13 protein-coding genes are annotated in these 16,887 nt (G+C 62.6%); 6 read left to right on the forward strand and 7 right to left on the reverse strand.

Annotation, left to right across the window (positions count from 1 at the left end):
- Window positions 1-98 precede the first annotated feature (98 nt).
- Entirely contained in the window at window positions 99-1,310 is a 1,212-nt protein-coding gene (locus ICM05_RS02655; protein ID WP_223160296.1) for a CdaR family transcriptional regulator, read from the reverse strand.
- A 216-nt stretch (window positions 1,311-1,526) separates the two neighbouring features.
- On the opposite strand from ICM05_RS02655, the gene ICM05_RS02660 reads away from it, so the two are divergent.
- The 4 genes from ICM05_RS02660 to ICM05_RS02675 all read left to right on the forward strand — a co-directional run bounded on the left by ICM05_RS02660 (window position 1,527) and on the right by ICM05_RS02675 (window position 8,753).
- Window positions 1,527-3,569 (forward strand): hydantoinase/oxoprolinase family protein, encoded by a 2,043-nt coding sequence (locus tag ICM05_RS02660; RefSeq protein WP_188023040.1) that lies wholly within the window; start codon window positions 1,527-1,529, stop codon window positions 3,567-3,569.
- Window positions 3,566-5,569 (forward strand): hydantoinase B/oxoprolinase family protein, encoded by a 2,004-nt coding sequence (locus ICM05_RS02665; RefSeq protein WP_223160297.1) that lies wholly within the window; start codon window positions 3,566-3,568, stop codon window positions 5,567-5,569. Before ICM05_RS02660 ends, ICM05_RS02665 begins: the two co-directional genes overlap by 4 nt.
- Window positions 5,570-5,815: 246 nt before the next feature.
- A complete protein-coding gene (locus ICM05_RS02670; protein WP_188023041.1) occupies window positions 5,816-7,210 on the forward strand; it encodes a cytosine permease in 1,395 nt (464 codons plus the stop codon).
- 202 nt (window positions 7,211-7,412) lie between these two features.
- Entirely contained in the window at window positions 7,413-8,753 is a 1,341-nt protein-coding gene (locus tag ICM05_RS02675; protein ID WP_188023042.1) for an anaerobic C4-dicarboxylate transporter family protein, read from the forward strand.
- A gap of 68 nt (window positions 8,754-8,821) precedes the next feature.
- On the opposite strand, the gene ICM05_RS02680 is transcribed toward ICM05_RS02675, so the two are convergent.
- Window positions 8,822-9,925 (reverse strand): N-formylglutamate amidohydrolase, encoded by a 1,104-nt coding sequence (locus ICM05_RS02680; RefSeq protein ID WP_188023043.1) that lies wholly within the window; start codon window positions 9,923-9,925, stop codon window positions 8,822-8,824.
- Between the two features lie 251 nt (window positions 9,926-10,176).
- Here ICM05_RS02680 and wecB point away from each other — a divergent pair, with 251 nt between their 5' ends.
- A complete protein-coding gene (wecB, locus tag ICM05_RS02685; protein WP_188023044.1) occupies window positions 10,177-11,484 on the forward strand; it encodes a non-hydrolyzing UDP-N-acetylglucosamine 2-epimerase in 1,308 nt (435 codons plus the stop codon).
- Complete coding sequence (locus tag ICM05_RS02690) at window positions 11,481-12,851, forward strand: glycosyltransferase family 2 protein (RefSeq protein WP_188023045.1); 1,371 nt, start codon at window positions 11,481-11,483, stop codon at window positions 12,849-12,851. Before wecB ends, ICM05_RS02690 begins: the two co-directional genes overlap by 4 nt.
- Here ICM05_RS02690 and ICM05_RS02695 read toward each other — a convergent pair.
- Genes ICM05_RS02695 through phnD form a run of 5 tightly spaced genes read right to left on the reverse strand, consistent with a single transcriptional unit; the run spans window position 12,848 to window position 16,862 of the window.
- Window positions 12,848-13,474 (reverse strand): TetR/AcrR family transcriptional regulator, encoded by a 627-nt coding sequence (locus ICM05_RS02695; protein ID WP_353055798.1) that lies wholly within the window; start codon window positions 13,472-13,474, stop codon window positions 12,848-12,850. The two genes, ICM05_RS02690 and ICM05_RS02695, sit on opposite strands and share 4 nt — an antisense overlap.
- The gene (locus ICM05_RS02700) at window positions 13,471-14,304 is read right to left on the reverse strand and encodes a tyrosine-protein phosphatase (protein ID WP_188023046.1); all 834 of its coding nucleotides are present in this window, start codon (window positions 14,302-14,304) and stop codon (window positions 13,471-13,473) included. Before ICM05_RS02700 ends, ICM05_RS02695 begins: the two co-directional genes overlap by 4 nt.
- Entirely contained in the window at window positions 14,301-15,143 is an 843-nt protein-coding gene (gene phnE, locus ICM05_RS02705) for a phosphonate ABC transporter, permease protein PhnE (protein ID WP_215401728.1), read from the reverse strand. The genes ICM05_RS02700 and phnE overlap by 4 nt, the downstream gene beginning before the upstream one ends.
- On the reverse strand, window positions 15,130-15,957 hold the full coding sequence (gene phnC / locus ICM05_RS02710) for a phosphonate ABC transporter ATP-binding protein (RefSeq protein WP_353055799.1): 828 nt from the start codon (window positions 15,955-15,957) through the stop codon (window positions 15,130-15,132). The genes phnE and phnC overlap by 14 nt, the downstream gene beginning before the upstream one ends.
- The gene (phnD, locus tag ICM05_RS02715; RefSeq protein ID WP_188023048.1) at window positions 15,954-16,862 is read right to left on the reverse strand and encodes a phosphate/phosphite/phosphonate ABC transporter substrate-binding protein; all 909 of its coding nucleotides are present in this window, start codon (window positions 16,860-16,862) and stop codon (window positions 15,954-15,956) included. The genes phnC and phnD overlap by 4 nt, the downstream gene beginning before the upstream one ends.
- Window positions 16,863-16,887 lie beyond the last annotated feature (25 nt).

Below are 16,887 nucleotides of genomic sequence, written 5' to 3' on the forward strand. Positions count from 1 at the left end.
TTGGGGGGCGGCGCCGCAAGCGTCAATCGAACGACCCACCCGGGGGGGGGGGGGCCCACGCGCGCCCCCCCCACCCCCGTTTCTGTGAGGTCGCTTGGCTATCCGCGATCTCTGGCTTCTTCTTGGAGCTCGGATCTGCGGCCAATGATCGCCGGATACAGCGCGAGAATGAGGTTCGACAGCACAAAGGGTGAGGAGATGCTCTCACCGAGCGTCTCTTCGATCCGCGCCAGTCGGTACCGCACGGTGTTCGCGTGGAGGAAGAGTGTCTCTGCCGTGCGCGCGATGCTCTGATCGCTCGCGAGGAACGTCACAAGCGTCGAACGCAGTTGCGCAGATTCGAGTGGGGCGAGCGTCCGTTCAATGCGTTTGAACAGCTCTCTCGGTGGCACGTATGCGAGTGCCCAGGTGGAGAGGTCAATCTGATCGATCAGCACTGGCGCGAGGGGTGCACTCAAGCCCGTGGCTTCGGCACGACCGCGCGCGATATCGAGGGCGGTCTCCGACGCCCGCACGCAACCAGGGAGCTCGGAGAGCGCCGAGGTTGGCGCCGAAGCGCCAATGAGATAGTTCACCGACAGGTCACGCAACCAGCGCTGGGCGCTTTCTGAGTCGGGCACAACCGCTGACACTCGGGCAGGCAGACTCGTGTCGGGTCGCCGCAGCATGACGAGCAGTGGCAGGTGCGCCGCGCGGGCTGCAGAGATGAGTTCATCGAGGTGAGTACCGGTCGCGGCAGTCACCTCGCGCGGCGACAGTTCGATGGCGCGGATCGGCGCATACGCCGAAAAACTGAAGCTCGTGAGGCGGCTCCAGAACCGATGCTCCCGAGCCGGCAGCATGCCGTCGTGCAAGGCAGCGAGCAGTTGCTCGTTCTCGCGTCGATCGCGCTGCGTCGCACCGTACTGGATGCCGTGCACGGCACCGAGAAGACGCTCTGCAGTGTCGAGCAACAGGTCACCGTTGTGCTCGAGAATGCCAGGGCCGCGGCTCGAAATGGCAATGACGTGCACGCCGTCTTGCATCGCAACTCTGCGGGTTTGCACGTGCCAACGACCGACTTCAAAGGCCAGGTTGGGTTGTGACACGTCAACCACCTGTTGCCAAATGAGATTGGCCGGCGCTTCTCCCGTGTTGGCAACCACTGTTCCGTCGGCGTCGTACACCGCCGCGGCACCGCGACACAGGGTCGCAATGCGCGAGACGAGCGCACGCACCGGATCAGTCGAGGAAACCGCTGAGAGCAACGAGTGGGTAATTTCGAGCGTCGTGCGCAGTCGCTCGGCTTCGGCGACGTCGGTGTCGTTCATTCCGTGTTGGCCTTTCAACGGTGAAAGTCGACCAGAATCCAATGCCAGTTCGCGATCGATACAAAGCACCGAAATACGTAACTCATAGATTCATGAGATTTCTGTAAATACTACAATCAGATTGTTCGAAAGCTTAGTTTTCTCTAGTGACCAGCGGCCAAAAACCGTCGATTCTGGGATGCATCCCGAACTCAATGACGAATTTCAGGAGGACCCATGAGCAATATTCGAGTCGCGGTAGACGTAGGCGGTACGTTCACCGACGTCTGCATCTTCGACCAGGAGACGCACCAGATGCGCGTCACCAAGGTGCCATCCACCCCGAGCGATCCCATGATCGCCGTGATGAACGGTGTGAAGCGCGGTGAGATCGACCTCGACAAGGTTGAACTCTTCACGCACGGCACCACGGTCGCTACGAACGCACTGATCACCCGCAACTTCCCCTCGGCGGCACTCGTGACCACTCGCGGCTTCCGCGATGTGCTCGAGATTCGTGACGGCACCAAGGACGACCTGTGGGACGCGTACAACGATGTGTCGGACCCCTACATCCGCCGCCGCGATCGCTTCGAAGTCACCGAGCGCATTGATGCCGACGGCAACACCGTGCACGAGCTCAACGAGGCAGAGGCTCGCAACCTTGCCGAGCTGCTCAAGCGCCGCGAGGTCAAAACCATCGCTGTCTGCTTCTTGAATTCCTACGCGAACCCCGCGCACGAGTTCCGCATGCGGGAGATTCTCCAAGAGGTCATTCCCGACGCCACCATCACCACCTCGGCTGAGGTGCTCCCCGAGATCTTCGAGTACCCGCGCTTCAACACCGCCGTCGCTAACGCCGTGCTTGCCCCGCTCGTTTCGGGCTATGTGAACCGCCTCGCTGACCAGCTGCGTGACGGCGGCTACAAGGGCGATCTGCTCCTACTCCACTCGGGTGGCGGATCAATGACTCCCCGCCTCGTTGAGAAGTTCCCCGTCCGGCTCGCGGCATCTGGCATCGCTGCCGGCGCGATCTCGGCAAAGCACATCGCGCAGCAGTGCGGCTACGACAACGCGGTCAGCCTTGACATGGGCGGCACCTCGACCGACATCGCGCTCGTCGCTGACGGCGAGCTGCGCGTCTCGCAGGAGTGGCAGGTCGAGTACGGCCATCCCATCATCTTCCCCTCCATCGAGGTACTCACCATCGGCGCTGGCGGTGGCTCGCTCGCCTACACCGACATTGCTGGCTCGCTCCGCAACGGCCCTCAGTCGGCTGGCGCTGACCCCGGACCCGCGTGTTACAACACCGGCGGCGATCAGCCCACCAACACCGATGCCAACGTTGTGCTCGGTCGTCTCGGCACCTCGCTCGCTGGCGGCGTGAAGCAGCTCGACAAGAGCCTCTCAGAGGACGCGATCCGTCGCGTCATCGCAGAGCCCCTCGAGATGGGTCTCGAGGAAGCTGCGCAGGCCATCGTCTCGGTCGCCAACGCAAACATGGCTGACGCCGTTCGTCTCGTCTCGATTCGTCGTGGGTACGATCCGCGCGACTTCGCACTGCTCGCATTTGGCGGCGCAGGCGCACTGCACGGCGCAGACGTGGCACGTGAGCTCGGCATTCCCTCGGTCGTCGTACCGCCGAACCCCGGCGTGACCTCGGCAATGGGCTGCCTCCTCGTCGACATTCAGCACGACCTCGCGCAGATGTTCACCGGCCTCGCATCGGCGGCTGACGAAGAGAGCATCGAGCAGGCGTTCGTCGAGCTCGAGACCGAAGCAAGCACCCGCCTGCGTCACGAAGGCGTCTCCGATGAGAACGCGATGCTGCAGCGCAAGATTTCAATGCGCTACCTCGGCCAGTGGCGTTCGTTGCAGGTTCCGATGGGCACCGGCCCCGGCGCGCTTGAGCAGGCAGTTCGCACGTTCCACGAGCAGTACGAGCGCGAGTTCGCGTTCCGTCAGGACGACGCTCCCGTCGAGGTCTACCAGCTGCACCTCGCAGCCGTCGGCAAGATCCCGAAGCCGTCGTTCCGTCCCGCAGAACCCGTCGCCCAGGCGCCAGGCGCTCCCGCAGAGCGTCGCCCCGTCTACTTCGGCACCACCGGCTGGGTCGACACCCCCGTCTACGACCGCGACGAACTGCCCGCAGGCACCCAGTTCGCTGGCCCCGCGATCATCAACCAGCTCGACTCGACCACGGTCGTCCCCCCGTTCACTCGCGCAGAGATCGACGAGTGGCTCAACATTCGCATTCACCTTGAGGAGGTCACCCGATGACTACCCCATTTGACACGCTCGCGGCACCGGCGCCGCACGCCGTGGCTCCTGCAGGAGCACTCGATCCCGTCACCTTTGAGGTCCTGAAGAACGCATTCGCCACGAGTGTTGACCTCATGAGCGAGCAGATTCTTCGCACCTGCTACTCATTCGTCATCTACTCGCGTGACTTCTCGTCGGCGCTCTGCGATGCGCAGGGCAACACCGTCATGCAGGGTTCAGGCGATATCGCGGTGCACGTTGGCACCCTGCACTTCCAGTGCAAGGCCGTGATTGAAGAGTTCGGCGACGACATTCACCCCGGTGACGTCTTCGCTGTCAACGATCCCTACCGCGGCGGCACCCACATCAACGATGTGTCGTTCATTCGCCCGGTGTTCTCTGACGGGCGCATCATCGCCTTCGCGCAGAACAAGGGCCACTGGGCAGACATTGGCGGCCCAGTTCCCGGCTCGTTCAACGTTGCCGCAACCGAGCACTTCGGTGAGGGCCTGCGCATTACTCCCGTGCGCATCTGGTCGAAGGGTGTCTACCTGCACGACATCGCCAACCTGCTCGTGGGCAACACCCGCGCACCAGAACAGGCGATGGGCGATTTGCACGCGCAGTCGGAGGCGACCGCGGTCTGTGAGCGCGAGATTCTTCGCCTCGTCGAGCGCTACGGCACCGAAACCGTCGAAGCAGCGATGCAGGAGACGCAGGACTACGTCGAGCGCACCGTGCTCCGCCGCCTCGAGGATCTCCCCCGCGGCACCTGGAAGACCACCGATTACCTTGACCTTGATCCGGGTGAGTCGGAGCGTCTGGTTCCCATCGACATCACTATGACGCTCGATGGCGAGGGCATCCACTACGCGCTTGAGGGCGGCCCAGCAATCAAGGCCTTCCTGAACTCGGGCTACGGCACGACCTTCTCCGCGATCTACGCCGGCACGAAGACGTTCTTCCCCGATGTACCGCTGAACTCTGGCTTCTACGCTGCGGTTACCGCAGACATCGGCCCCGAGGGCACCGTCATCAACGCTGGCTGGCCGCTCGCGGTCACCGGTACCGTCTCGGGCCCGTACGAGAAGATCATGAACGGCATCTTCGAGCTGTGGTCGCAGATCATGCCAGAACGCGCGATGGCGTGTGCGTTCAACCTCGAGTACCTGCTCGTTGGCGGCCGCGATGCGCGCACCGAAGAGAAGCCGTACTTCATGTGGTACGACTGGATGGCTGGCGGCTGGGGCGGCCGCGCAACCAAGGATGGCTCGAGCGCAACCGCTCCCGTCTTTGGTGTCGGCCTCGCCGTGCAGGCGTGTGAGGGCCAGGAGCGCCTGACCCCAGTACTCACGACAATGCACCAGATCGGCACCGACTCGGGTGGCCCAGGTCGCTTCCGCGGCGGCTGTGGCGTCGAAAAGGGCGGCACGCTCACCGACGCAGACACGACCGTCATGAGCTACTGCTGTGACCGCGCTCGCTCGATCACCTGGGGCATCGAGGGTGGCCTGCCCTCGATTCCACACGGCGTCTGGCTGAACAAGGACACCGAGGATGAGAGCTTCCTCGGCTCAATCTTCTCGTCGGTCCCGGTCAAGCCAGGTGACACCTTCTTCCGCCCGTCTGCCGGTGGTGGTGGGTTTGGCGATCCGCTCGCTCGCACGCCAGAAGAGGTGCTCGAAGACGTCATCGACGACTACGTGTCGGTCGGTCGCGCAGCAGAGGACTACGGCGTCGTCATCATCCCCGTTGACGCCGATATTGATCAGTACGAGATCGACCGCGATGCGACCCTCGCAAAGCGGGCGTGGATCCGCGAAAACCGCCGCGCATGGCTCGAGGCCGATGCCGCCGATATCGCCGATCAGTACCGCTCAGGCAAGCTCGAAATGCTCGATGTGATTCGCCGCTACGGCGTCATCCTCGATTGGGGAACCGGTGAGCTCTTCGCCGAGACCACCCAGCAGCACCGCGAGCAGATGATCCGCCGATCAGCGGATCACTGGACGAACTAACGTTCGCCCAGCCCCATCCCGCCCGGGGCATTGACTGACGAACTTCGGTTCGCGACCAATGCCCCGGGCGCTCCGGCACGCGCCTGCCAGGCAAGCATGTGCCGACACCTGAAACGCGACAACGACGTCGCGCTGAGTTTCAGGCCCGCAGCGTGAGCTGCGCCCCATTTCTTTGCTGCTCGCTTTTCACGTGCGCAATGATGCGCGCGGTGAGCGGCACTGGCCATACCAATGGAGGTATGACGCATGACTCTCAATCTCACCGGCAGTAACCAAGACGTCGAAGCAACTGACGCACTCGCCCGCGAGGGCAACGACGACGACCAGATGTCGCGCGGGTCACTCTCGCTCGCATGGTACGGCGTCGCAAGCGCGTTCTTCTTCGTCTATATCGGCGCTGCAATGGCGTCTGCATACGGCACCATGAACGCGATCATCGGCATCGTGCTCACGATCATCGTCTATGGCGCAATCAATGCGGTGCTGTCGCGGTACGCGATGACGAACCGCACGACCGTTGCCCAGTTCTCACGCACGATTCTCGGCACCGCTGGCTCCTCCATCGCCACGATCATCTTCGCGCTCGTCGCCATCTACTACGCCGTCTTCGAGGGCTCGATTGTGGCGTACGCACTCATGGCAGCGTTCGGTGGCGAGATGTGGGTGTGGAGCCTCGTTGTCGTCGCGTACTCCACGCCGCTCATCATCGGTGGCGCACGCCGCTTCATCGACAAGCTCAACGGCTGGCTCATGCCGATCTACTTCTTCGGCCTCATCGCTGCGGTCGTCTGGGCCGGCATTGTCTACGGGTTTGGTGACGCGTGGCTCACCCACGCTCCCGAGGTCGAGCTGCCATTCGTGATGGGCGGCCCGGGCTGGCTTGCCACGTTCGCAGGCTACATGGGCGTGTGGATCATGATGATGTTCACCATGGACTTCGCTGCCCTCGGCAAGCGCAAGGACATCAAGTTCCACCAGCGCTTCACGTTCGGCCCGCTCTTCTACGTGCTCGCTTTCGGCTTCTCGGCGTTCATCGGCATCTTCCTCACCTTCACCATTCCCGACCTTGAGGTCTCTGAGACGGGTCTCGCTGGCGGCCTCGTCAGCCTGATGGGCGTCTTCGGTCTCATCGTGATCATCGCGTCTCAGACCCGCATCAACACCGCAAACTACTACCTCGGTGCCGCAAACCTGCGCGCCTTCGGCGAGCGCGTGCTGCGCATCAAGATGTCGAACGTTGCGTGGGTGATCACCTCGTCGGTCATCATCTACCTGCTGATGCTCTTGCCGATCGTGCAGTACCTGCTGCTCGCGCTGGCGTGGCAGGGCGTGCTGGTCACCGCGTGGGTTGCGATCGCACTCGTCCACGTGCTGCTTGATCGTGGCCGCAACCCCGAGCACGCGTCGATTGATGACAAGAAATACCGGGCGTTCAACGGCAACGGCCTCATCGCTTGGGCGATTGGCACCGCGATCGGCCTGCTCATGCTGCAGCTCGGCACCTTCGCACCCGATTACGCGGCGCTCGGTTCGACCTGGGGCCCGATTCTCACGGCGGTCTCTTCGGCTGGCATTTACGCGTTCCTGTGGAAGGCGAACCCGAGCAGCCGAACCGGCCTGATTCCGGTGATTCGCAGCTAGCGACTGTTCCAGCTCCGCGCGGGGTGTGGGTGACACTGGTTGTCGCGCACACCCCGCGCTGCTATTCCGGTGCGAGCCGCAGTCTTTGGGCTGCTGCCGCCGCGTCGTTGATCACGATTTGAGGTTATTCCTTCGAAGTAATAGTCAACTCACTATGCCTTGCCTATTCTTGGGATCATGACCGTTCGAAGGAGAACTTCGCATGACTGATATCTTGCTCTTTTCCACACAGCTCATCGTGGTGCTCGGCTGTATTGTCATGGGCACCAGATCGAGCGGTGTGGGCCTCGGCCTCTGGGGCGGCACCGGCGTCGCGATCCTCGTGTTCGTCTTCGGAATCGCACCCGGCAATCCCCCGGTCGACGCACTCCTCATCGTGCTGTCCGTTGTCCTCGCATCATCGATGATGCAATCGGCAGGCGGCATCGACTGGATGGTCACCATCGCCGCCAAACTCATCGAGCGCAACCCCAAGCAAATTACCCTCGTGGCACCGCTCGTGGCGTTCCTCTTCTCCGTCGGAGCTGGTACGTCGAACATCTTGTACCCGCTCCTCCCCGTGATCCAGGACCTCTCCTATCGCAACGGGATCCGCCCCTCTCGCCCGCTCTCACTCTCGGTGGTCGCGACCGGTGTCGCGCTCGCGTGTAGCCCGGTGTCTGCAGCGATGGCCGCAATGATCACACTCACCGAGGTCAAGGGCTTCGAGCTCCTCGACGTCATCAAGGTCACCCTGCCCGCCGCGATTGTCGGCATCGTGCTCGCCAGCTTCGTGGTCGCACGACTTGGGAAGGAGATCGCAGACGATCCCGAGATTCAGGCACGCATCGCGGCCGGCAAGATCCCCGCGCCCACTGCGGTCTCGAAGGCCGTTGAGGCAGAGGTCACCGCCACCCGCGAGGGCAAGTGGGCAGCGATCATCTTCCTGCTCGGCGTTGTCGCAATTGTCGTCTTCGGCCTGTTCAAGGATCTCCGGCCACTCGATGGTGAGGGCGTCGCCGTCGGCATGACCCCGATCATCGAGATTGTCATGTTCGTGGCCGGCACGATCATCCTGCTGGTCTCTCGCCCCAAGGTCGCCGAGATTCCCACGATGTCAGTGTTCAAGGCCGGTATGGTCTCGGCCATCGCACTGTTCGGTCTCGCGTGGCTGACTGACACGTTCCTCGGCGCGCACACCGCCCTCATCACCGACAGCGTCGGCGATCTCGTGAGCGGCGCACCCTGGATCTTCGCCCTCGGCATCTTCCTCGTCTGTGTGCTCACCACCAGCCAGTCGACCGCGACGCGAACCGTGGTGCCAATCGGCATCACGGCGGGCATCCCACTCGGCCTCCTCAGCGGCATGTGGGCCGGCGCCTTCGCCGGCATCTACCTACTGCCAACCAATGGCTCGCAGATCGCGGCAGCGAACTTCGACACCTCGGGCAGCACCAAGCTCGGCACCAAGCTCGTCGATCACTCGTTCTTCGTCCCGACCCTCGTGCTCGCCGGCTTCACCATCGCGGTGGGTGCGCTGTTCGGTGTCATCTGGGGCGGCTAACGACCCATCACACACTGGAGGCCGGTCAGCTCGCATGTGCTGACCGGCCTCCAGTGTTTCTCGCGAGATTAGCGGGGCGCGGATCCGCGATACAGGTCCCAGGCCTGCTTGCAAGCTTGGGCGATCCGCTCAATGCGTGCGGGGTCCTCCATGATCCACTGTTCGCCAGGTTGGTGCAGCTCGCGTACTGCCTCGTCGCCGAGCAGGAACTCGCGCAGGAACTCCGCCTGCACCGCTGACAGCACCAGACCTGCAGCGTCTGCGTCGGCGGCTGCCGCGCGGAACCGGGCACCAGCCGCGATGATCTCCTGGCTGCCGAGGTACGGCTTGTTCAGCGCGACATCCGAGAAGTCAGCCACGTCGAAAGCCTCGCGGTGCGCATCCGCGAGCGCACGAATGCGGTCTGGTGCCATCACAATCGGGTCTTCCGGGGTCCGCTCTTCGCCGTGCGCATCACCGCGGTTCGACAGCGAGACCACGTTGGGCAGGCGATCCGCCTCAGCACGCGGCACGTTCACCGCGCCATCACGGGTCGTCGTCGTGTTCATCGTGTCGTGGAATGACAGCCTCGTGAGGCTGCCGCCAGTGGTGAGCTTCTCAGTGAGCATCCGCTCAGTGAGCTCGTCACGCGTACGCTCGTACACCTCGAGGCCGTTGGCCGCGACGTCAGTGAAGGCTGCAACCAGGCGGTCGAGTTCAGCATCGGTCTCTGGCACCACGATCACGGGATAGAAGGAGAACGTCACTGGACGGATCGCGTCCACTCCCGTGAGGTCCACCTTCTGCCACGCTCCGGCCGCGCGCACTCGCTCAATCGCAGCGCGCAACTGCGCACCGGGATCCTCCGGCTTCGCCCGGTTGGGATCACGAATCAATCGCGGATGCGGGTTTTCGACGTAGATGATCCGCTCATCAATCTCTGCCCAGCGACGACAGATCGCGCTGGTCGCCATGTCAGTGAAGTCGTACTGCAATCGCTGCGTGAGATTCGCGGTAAGGAACGGGGCAACCTCTGCCGGGATGCGGGCACCAGAGTGCGGGCAGGAGACCAGCACATCTGCGTCGCGGATTGCATCCTCGAGAGAGCGTTCCTCACGGCGCGCGTAGAAGGTCAGGTCCTCCGGCGTAAACACGGTGCCTGCTGGAATGTAGTCGAGCTGCTCTGCCGTCATATGAGCAATGTACCCACAGCAGACTCAAAAAACTAGAGCGCGGAAGGTAGACCTTATTTCAGGCACTTCACCTCGCGACACGCAGAAGAGGCTGATAGTACACATAAATAGTTCACTGGCTCAGCAATGGCATATATTGGCCAATCCCCACAGAGCAACGACTGTCGCCGATATCGTTACATACCGTTTCGTTCAGGCTTGACATCTAAACTAAAGATAACTATTAAGGCACGAAATCCCGGGAGTGTTCCATGACACACACCTCAGCCATCGCCCCTTCAGTTGCTGCGTTCACCAAGCGCAAGCGCACCGGTCTTTTCGTCGTGGGCACCCGCCCCGAGGCAATCAAGATGTTGCCTGTGATCCTCGCTTTTCAGGAGGCAGGTCACTACGACGTGCGCGTCATCTCGACCGGCCAGCACGCTGAAATGACCCGACGAGTACTCGCCATTGGCGGCGTCGAACCTGACGTCACGTTCCCGCCGAATCCCGAGCCGGGCAACCTCAATGCGCTCTTCAGCCACATCGTGTCGGAGCTTGACGCATACGTCCGGGCAGAGTTTGTTGCGCCCGAAGACCAGAATCTCCCCATCGCCTGCTTCGTGCACGGTGACACCTCGAGCGCCGCGGCTGCCGCGCTTTCCTCGTTCCACCTGCGCATCCCCGTCGTGCACGTTGAGGCCGGTTTGCGCACCTCGAACGTGCTTTCGCCGTTCCCGGAAGAGCTCAATCGTCAGCTCATTTCTCGCATCGCAGCGCTGCACCTCGCACCCACAATGTGGAACCGTAACAACCTCGCACGCGAGGGCGTTCCAGGCGAGCGAATCTTCGTCACAGGTAACACCTCAATCGACATGCTCAAGATTGCCACCGAGCTCGACGTCGAATACTCCAGTGACCGCCTCGCAGTGCTCGGCCGTGGCGAGTCGACGCGACCCTACGTCGTCGTCACCGCGCACCGTCGCGAGAACTGGGGCGAACCGATCGAGCGAATCGCTGAGTCGATCGCAACGCTCGCCCACCAGCATCCCGATGTCGATTTCGTCGTCGCGCGCCACCCGAATCCCATTGTTGCTGGCCCGTTGACCCGTCATCTCGACGGCATTGAGAATGTCATTCTCACAGCGCCTCTCGACTACGCAGAGTTCGCGTCGATTCTCGCTCACGCGGCATTCGCGATTAGCGATTCCGGTGGCATTCAAGAGGAGGCTCCAGCGCTCGGCACCCCCGTGCTCGTGCTGCGTGAATCCACTGAGCGTGAAGAAGGCGTGCTCGCAGGTACCGTCACCCTCGTTGGCACCGATCCCGAACGCATCATCGCAGAGGCGAACTACCTACTCACCGATTCGGCAGAGCTTGAGCGTCGACAGAACCTCGTGAACCCCTACGGCGATGGCAAGGCGTCAGAGCGCATTGTGCAGATGGCCGACCACATTATTTACGATGACGTCGACCCCGCGCCGTTTGGTTCAGGTGTCCATCGACTCTCCGTGCTCAAGGTCTCCGGTCATGACGAAGACCCCGCTCCCCGACTCAAGGTGGAGGCAGCCGCAGTATGAACAACCTCTTCTTTGAGTTCATCTTCGAGGCGTTCTATGGCCTTCCGATGTGGGTGCAGGTCTTCTACTGGATCGTGCTCGCCATCGTCATTACGACGTTCATTTCGGCGTTTGGCCTGTGGGCGCTCTCCTACGGTGCGCGCGCGAACAAGCGCCGGATGCGCAAGCGCGCGAAGGCAGAGGGCAAGTCTGAGGCAGACTTCTTGTGGGTGTTCGTCGTACCTGCGCTGAACGAAGAGGTGACGATCCGCGATGCCGTGACACGGCTCCAGGGCACCGCCGCTACCAATGCGATGGTCCTCGTGGTTGACGACGGCTCTGACGATCGCACTGGCGAAATTCTGGCGACCTTTGATGATCCGCGCCTACACGTATTGCGGCGCGAGCTGCCGCATGCCCGCACGGGCAAAGCTGCCGCACTGAACAACGCGTACCAGTACCTCGTGAACGATGCGCTGCATCAGCCAGGTATGGAGCAGTGGTCCGAAGACAACACCATTCTCTGCATCGTTGATGCCGACGGCCGCCTCGCGTACCACGCACCCGTGCACGTTGCTCCGCACTTCCACAACCTGCAGACGGGTGGCGTGCAGTCGCTCGTACATATTTACAATCAGAGCTCACCGCTCACCTGGGCGCAAGACGTGGAGTTCGCGTCGTTCGGTCGCGTCTTCCAGATCGGTCGCACCTGGTGGGGAACCGCGAACATGGGCGGCAACGGCCAGTTCAACCGCCTCTCGGCGCTCACGACAGTCGCCGATGAAGAAGGGCCCTGGCGCCACCGTCTCACAGAGGACCAAGACCTCGGTGTCCGCCTCCTGCAGGCAGGCTGGCGCGGCGAGCAGGAAAGCCGCGCGGTCATCTCGCAGCAGGGCCTCAACTCCCTGCCCAAGCTCTACAAACAGCGCGTGCGCTGGGCGCAGGGCGCCTGGCAGTGCATCCCGCTGATCAAGGGCGTCGGCAAGATGAACACGTCGTTCCTCGGCAAGCTTGATGCGTCGTACTACCTGCTGTTGCCGCTTCTGCAGCTCATCAATGGCCTCGGCTTCGTACTCAGCATCATCTTGGCGATCTTCACGAGCGCGTCGTTCGCCTCCCATTCCGTGTGGATTCTGGTGTTCTTCCTTGGCCTCGGCTTTGGCCCCGGCCTCATCGTGCAGATCTCGCAATCGAAGAAGTGGTACTGGATCCTCCCGAACATCATCCTGGTGATCCCGTACACCCTTTACTCGTGGATCATCTTCCCGGTGATTACCGTTGCACTGTTCCGACACCTGCGAGGCAACACCTCATGGAAGAAGACCGGCCGCGAGACCACCGACGGTCGCATCGTCGGCGAGACTGAGAGTAAGCCGCTCTCGGCCTAGTCGCGCATCGCGATGCCAGCCCAAATGATGTCGAAGGCGGTCTCCAACCGCTGTCGAGTCTCAGGGCTGGTGATGTCGTCGCCGCGCACGATGAGTTGGTAGTACACCACACCTGCCACCGCATCGAGTGTTGCCTCGACGTCGAGTCCCGGCCGGAGCTGACCAGTCGCAACCCCGCGCCGGAGCGCTTCTTCGAGGGGGCGTCGCCGTCGCGCAACGTGCGATTCCCAGTAGGTGCGCTGCAGCGATGGATCGACAAGGATCAAGCGCATACGGTGTTGGAACCGCGTCATCACGACGCCTGGCGCTCGGGTACTCGGCAGGAACCCCTGCGTAATCACCGCTCGAAGGTCAGCATCGTCCGAGACCTCGGGGTAGCTCGGATGTCCCACATCAAGCGCTGCCGCGATGAGCGAGGTGATCGACGGCCAGCGCCGGTAGAGTGCCGCACGACTCACGCCGCTGAGATCAACGACTCGCGTGACCGTCACCTCTTCCCCGGAGTCGATGAGCGACACCGCGGCGGCGAGCGCGCGTTCTTCGAGCGCATGCACGCGTGGGCGCCCGGGCCGAGCTCGCTGCTCAGTCCGGACGCCCACGTCACCTGTCGTGGTGAGGGTCACGCACGGTCCTGTGATGATCCGCGCCCGGTTGCCGCGCGTTCCTGGAGCCGCAGGATTGTCGTGTCCGAGAGCCCTGCGCTCCGCAGCGGCGCAAGCGGATCGCCGTAAGTGCCGCGCAGGTAGCTGAGGAGCCGTTCCATCGAGACTTCCATGCCGCCCTCAATGAGCGATCCCGCTCGCATTTGCGAGTGGTCGAAGCCGAGACGCTTCATGAGCGGCGCCATGACTCCAGCGGTTCGCGCCATGATCGCAGGCATGTTTTCGCCGGTCTTGGCGTAGTCCGTCACGATATCGGCATCGTTCGCGCCCAGGCTCATCAGGAGCGAAGCGGCGAGCACACCGGTGCGATCGCGGCCAGCTGTGCAGTGGAACGCTGCCGTTCCCTGGGTGTACGCAATGATGTTGAGTGCAGTGACGAGCTGTGCTGCCGCTGACTCGTACATGCCGATATACATCTCCCCCATGGCGTGATGCGTGAGCGGTGTATCTCGCTGCATTGAGCTTCCGATGTCGGCCATGAGCGGGAGGTGATGGTAGCTCACGGGGCGAGCCGCGAGCGGACCGCGGCCGGTCATCTCTGCTTCGGCATGTGAGCGAAGATCAATCACTGCCGAGAGTCCCTGAGCGACCAGCGAGTCTGCGACCTCTGCGGTCACGAGCGACAGATCATCGGCGCGGATCGCAAGGCCCTGGGCCAGCACGCCAGTACCGGCCGGGTTCGCAATCGTAATGCCGCCGAGATCACGCAGGTTGACCGGCGCCGTGAGCACGATGCGTGCGGTGTCAGTGTCTGCTGCGGGGATCGTGTCTTCAAGCGTAGAGAGGCTCATGTGATCTTCTTTCTGATGTATGCGGAGCCCTGGTCGATCGCGGTAACCAACAGGACAATGCAGATGATGATGGCGCTGAGATGTCCGTAGTCATACATCCGGAGCGCGGTGGTGAGTTCGAGGCCGATGCCGCCAGCGCCCACGAGGCCGAGGATCGTTGCCCCGCGCACGTTGCCTTCGAAGAGCAAGAGCGTGTACGAGGTGAGGAGCGGTGCGGCCTGCGGCAGGATGCCGTATTGGATGATCTGACGCTTCGACGCACCAACGGCTTCCATTGCGGTGACGGGGCCAGGGTCGACCTGCTCCATCGCCTCCGCAAAGATCTTGCCGATCGAGCCAATTGAACCGAGCGTCATCGCGAGGATGCCAGCGAACGGGCCGAGTCCCACCGCCGACACAAACATGAGCGCGAACACGAGGTCGGGAACCGACCTGATGATGTTCATGATCCAGCGAGAGGGGAAGTACAACCACTTGGGAGCAATGTTGGATGCGGCGCAGAACGCCACCAGCAGCGCAAGCCCGGCGCCGAGTACAGTTCCGACGACCGCCATTTGGAAGGTCTCAAGGAGCAGCCGGAGGATCGTGTCGATCTTGCTGAAGTCAGGCGGGAACAGTCGGGAGAGAAACTCCCCCATGTTGACGGCGCCTTCGCCCAGCTTCAAGAAGTTGAACTGCGCACCGTTAAAGGACCAGACAAGCACGATCAGCGCGACGGGAATACCGAGCATGAACCTCGCGCGCGGAACGGTGAACGCTGCTTCGAGCCGAACCCGCTCCCGCGGGTCAAGCTCTTGTTTTCTGGCTGCCTGTTGACGCGGCGACTCAGTGGTTTTCATCTGCATCCTCATCGTCGTAAATCACGCTCAGCAGGTCAGGGGTGAGTGACGCAGCAGCGCCAGACACCACAATCTCGCCGTGCCGCAGGCCGACGATACGGTCTGCGTGCGCAAGCGCGAGGGGCAGCACGTGCAGGCTCACCAGCACCGGGATGCCGTCCTCGTGCGCGATTTCACGGAGCAGTTCCAGCACTGAGTGGGAGAGCTTCGGATCGAGCGATGCGACAGGCTCATCAGCAAGAATCACGCGCGGCTGCTGCATGAGCGCCCGTGCGATAGCAACGCGCTGCTGCTGCCCGCCAGAGAGGGATCTCGCTGGATCATTCGCCTTGTGCGCGATACCCACGCGATCAAGGAGCTCGAGTGCGCGAGTGCGCTGCTCCCGAGAGAAGCTCCCGAGCAGGTTCACCGGTCCAGCGTCGTGGAGCGCACCGGTGAGCACGTTCGTCAGTACGCTCAACCGCGGAATGAGGTTGAACTGCTGGAAGACCTGACCCACCTCAGACCGCAGGGATCGCAGCTGGCCGCGTCGCAGATTCGCAACGTCGTAGCCAGCCACGCGGGCCGATCCGCTCTCGATGGGTGCGAACCCGGTGAGGGTCTTCATGAGCGTGGATTTTCCGGATCCCGAGGAACCCAGCAGCGCGACCATTTCACCGGGATGCAGCGAGAGATCGACGCCGTGCAGCACGCGGTGATCACCATACGAGACGTGGAGGCCACTCACGGAGACAAGTGGGAGCTGCTGCAGCAGTGCTGCGGTGCTCGGGACCGCTGAGGTCACGGATGACGGGGTGGTGATCTTGAGCGTCACTCGAGATCACCGAGTTCAACGCCAGCGACCGCGGCAATCTCAGAGAACTGCTCAAACTCGCTCTTCTTCGGATCAACCTGCAGACCGGCCGATGCAAACATCGCGTATGCACCGAGCTGTTCAGCGTTCTCTGCAACGAAGATCTTGCTCACCGCATCCTGAATCTGCGTGCGCGTTGCTTCGTCGAGGCTCTGGCGGCCGAGGATCGTGCCAGCAATGCCGGCTGCCGGGCTCTGCCCGATACCGCGCCACTCACCCGCTTTGAAGGGGAACATCGGTTCGCCCATCTGGGTGAGCACATTTGCGGTGCAAGCCGCGTCAACCTGCCCCTGCTCGAGCGCAGCGAAGCTGCCCTCGTGGCCGCCCGAGAAGACCGCGTCGTAGTCAACGCCCTGTTCAAGGCCAACCTCGTGCAGCATGTACACCGGCATGAAGTACCCCGAGCTCGAAGCCTGATCGGCAAACGCGATCTTCTTCCCCTTGAAGTCTTCAATCTTCTGAATCGGCGAATCATTGAGTACGACGCACGTCGAGACGGGCTGGTCGTCGCCGTTGAACGCGACAAGCGCATCGACCTTGCCAGTGCCGACCGCTAGCGCCGAGGGGAAGCCACTCATGATGCCGATATCGATGTGATCTGAGCGGATCGCTTCCACCACGCTGAGGTAATCAGGCACATCGGTGACCTCGACCTCACGGCCGGTCTCCTTCGCGAGCATCTCCGCGAACACCTCGGTCGGGTTCACCGCGGTGGGGTCGTCACCAGCGGGAAGCATCGCGACGGTGATGGGGGCGTTCGGGTCTGCGGCCGCCTCCGTTTCTGCGGTGCATCCGGTGAGAGAAACCGCAGCAGCACAGGTGAGTGCGAGTGCAGGAATCAGCTTTGGCAGAACGTTCTTACGCATGAAGAACCTTTCACAGTGTGAGCGG

The sequence above is a fragment of the Leucobacter sp. cx-42 genome, from assembly GCF_014529985.1.
Taxonomy (GTDB): Bacteria; Actinomycetota; Actinomycetes; order Actinomycetales; family Microbacteriaceae; genus Leucobacter.

Excerpts from the sequence above, each read along its gene's own strand:
- ICM05_RS02655 (WP_223160296.1), bottom strand. The coding sequence starts at position 1,310 with ATGAACGACACCGACGTCGCCGAAGCCGAGCGACTGCGCACGACGCTC.
- ICM05_RS02660 (WP_188023040.1), top strand. The coding sequence starts at position 1,527 with ATGAGCAATATTCGAGTCGCGGTAGACGTAGGCGGTACGTTCACCGAC.
- ICM05_RS02665 (WP_223160297.1), top strand. The coding sequence starts at position 3,566 with ATGACTACCCCATTTGACACGCTCGCGGCACCGGCGCCGCACGCCGTG.
- ICM05_RS02670 (WP_188023041.1), top strand. The coding sequence starts at position 5,816 with ATGACTCTCAATCTCACCGGCAGTAACCAAGACGTCGAAGCAACTGAC.
- ICM05_RS02675 (WP_188023042.1), top strand. The coding sequence starts at position 7,413 with ATGACTGATATCTTGCTCTTTTCCACACAGCTCATCGTGGTGCTCGGC.
- ICM05_RS02680 (WP_188023043.1), bottom strand. The coding sequence starts at position 9,925 with ATGACGGCAGAGCAGCTCGACTACATTCCAGCAGGCACCGTGTTTACG.
- wecB (WP_188023044.1), top strand. The coding sequence starts at position 10,177 with ATGACACACACCTCAGCCATCGCCCCTTCAGTTGCTGCGTTCACCAAG.
- ICM05_RS02690 (WP_188023045.1), top strand. The coding sequence starts at position 11,481 with ATGAACAACCTCTTCTTTGAGTTCATCTTCGAGGCGTTCTATGGCCTT.
- ICM05_RS02700 (WP_188023046.1), bottom strand. The coding sequence starts at position 14,304 with ATGAGCCTCTCTACGCTTGAAGACACGATCCCCGCAGCAGACACTGAC.
- phnE (WP_215401728.1), bottom strand. The coding sequence starts at position 15,143 with ATGAAAACCACTGAGTCGCCGCGTCAACAGGCAGCCAGAAAACAAGAG.
- phnD (WP_188023048.1), bottom strand. The coding sequence starts at position 16,862 with ATGCGTAAGAACGTTCTGCCAAAGCTGATTCCTGCACTCGCACTCACC.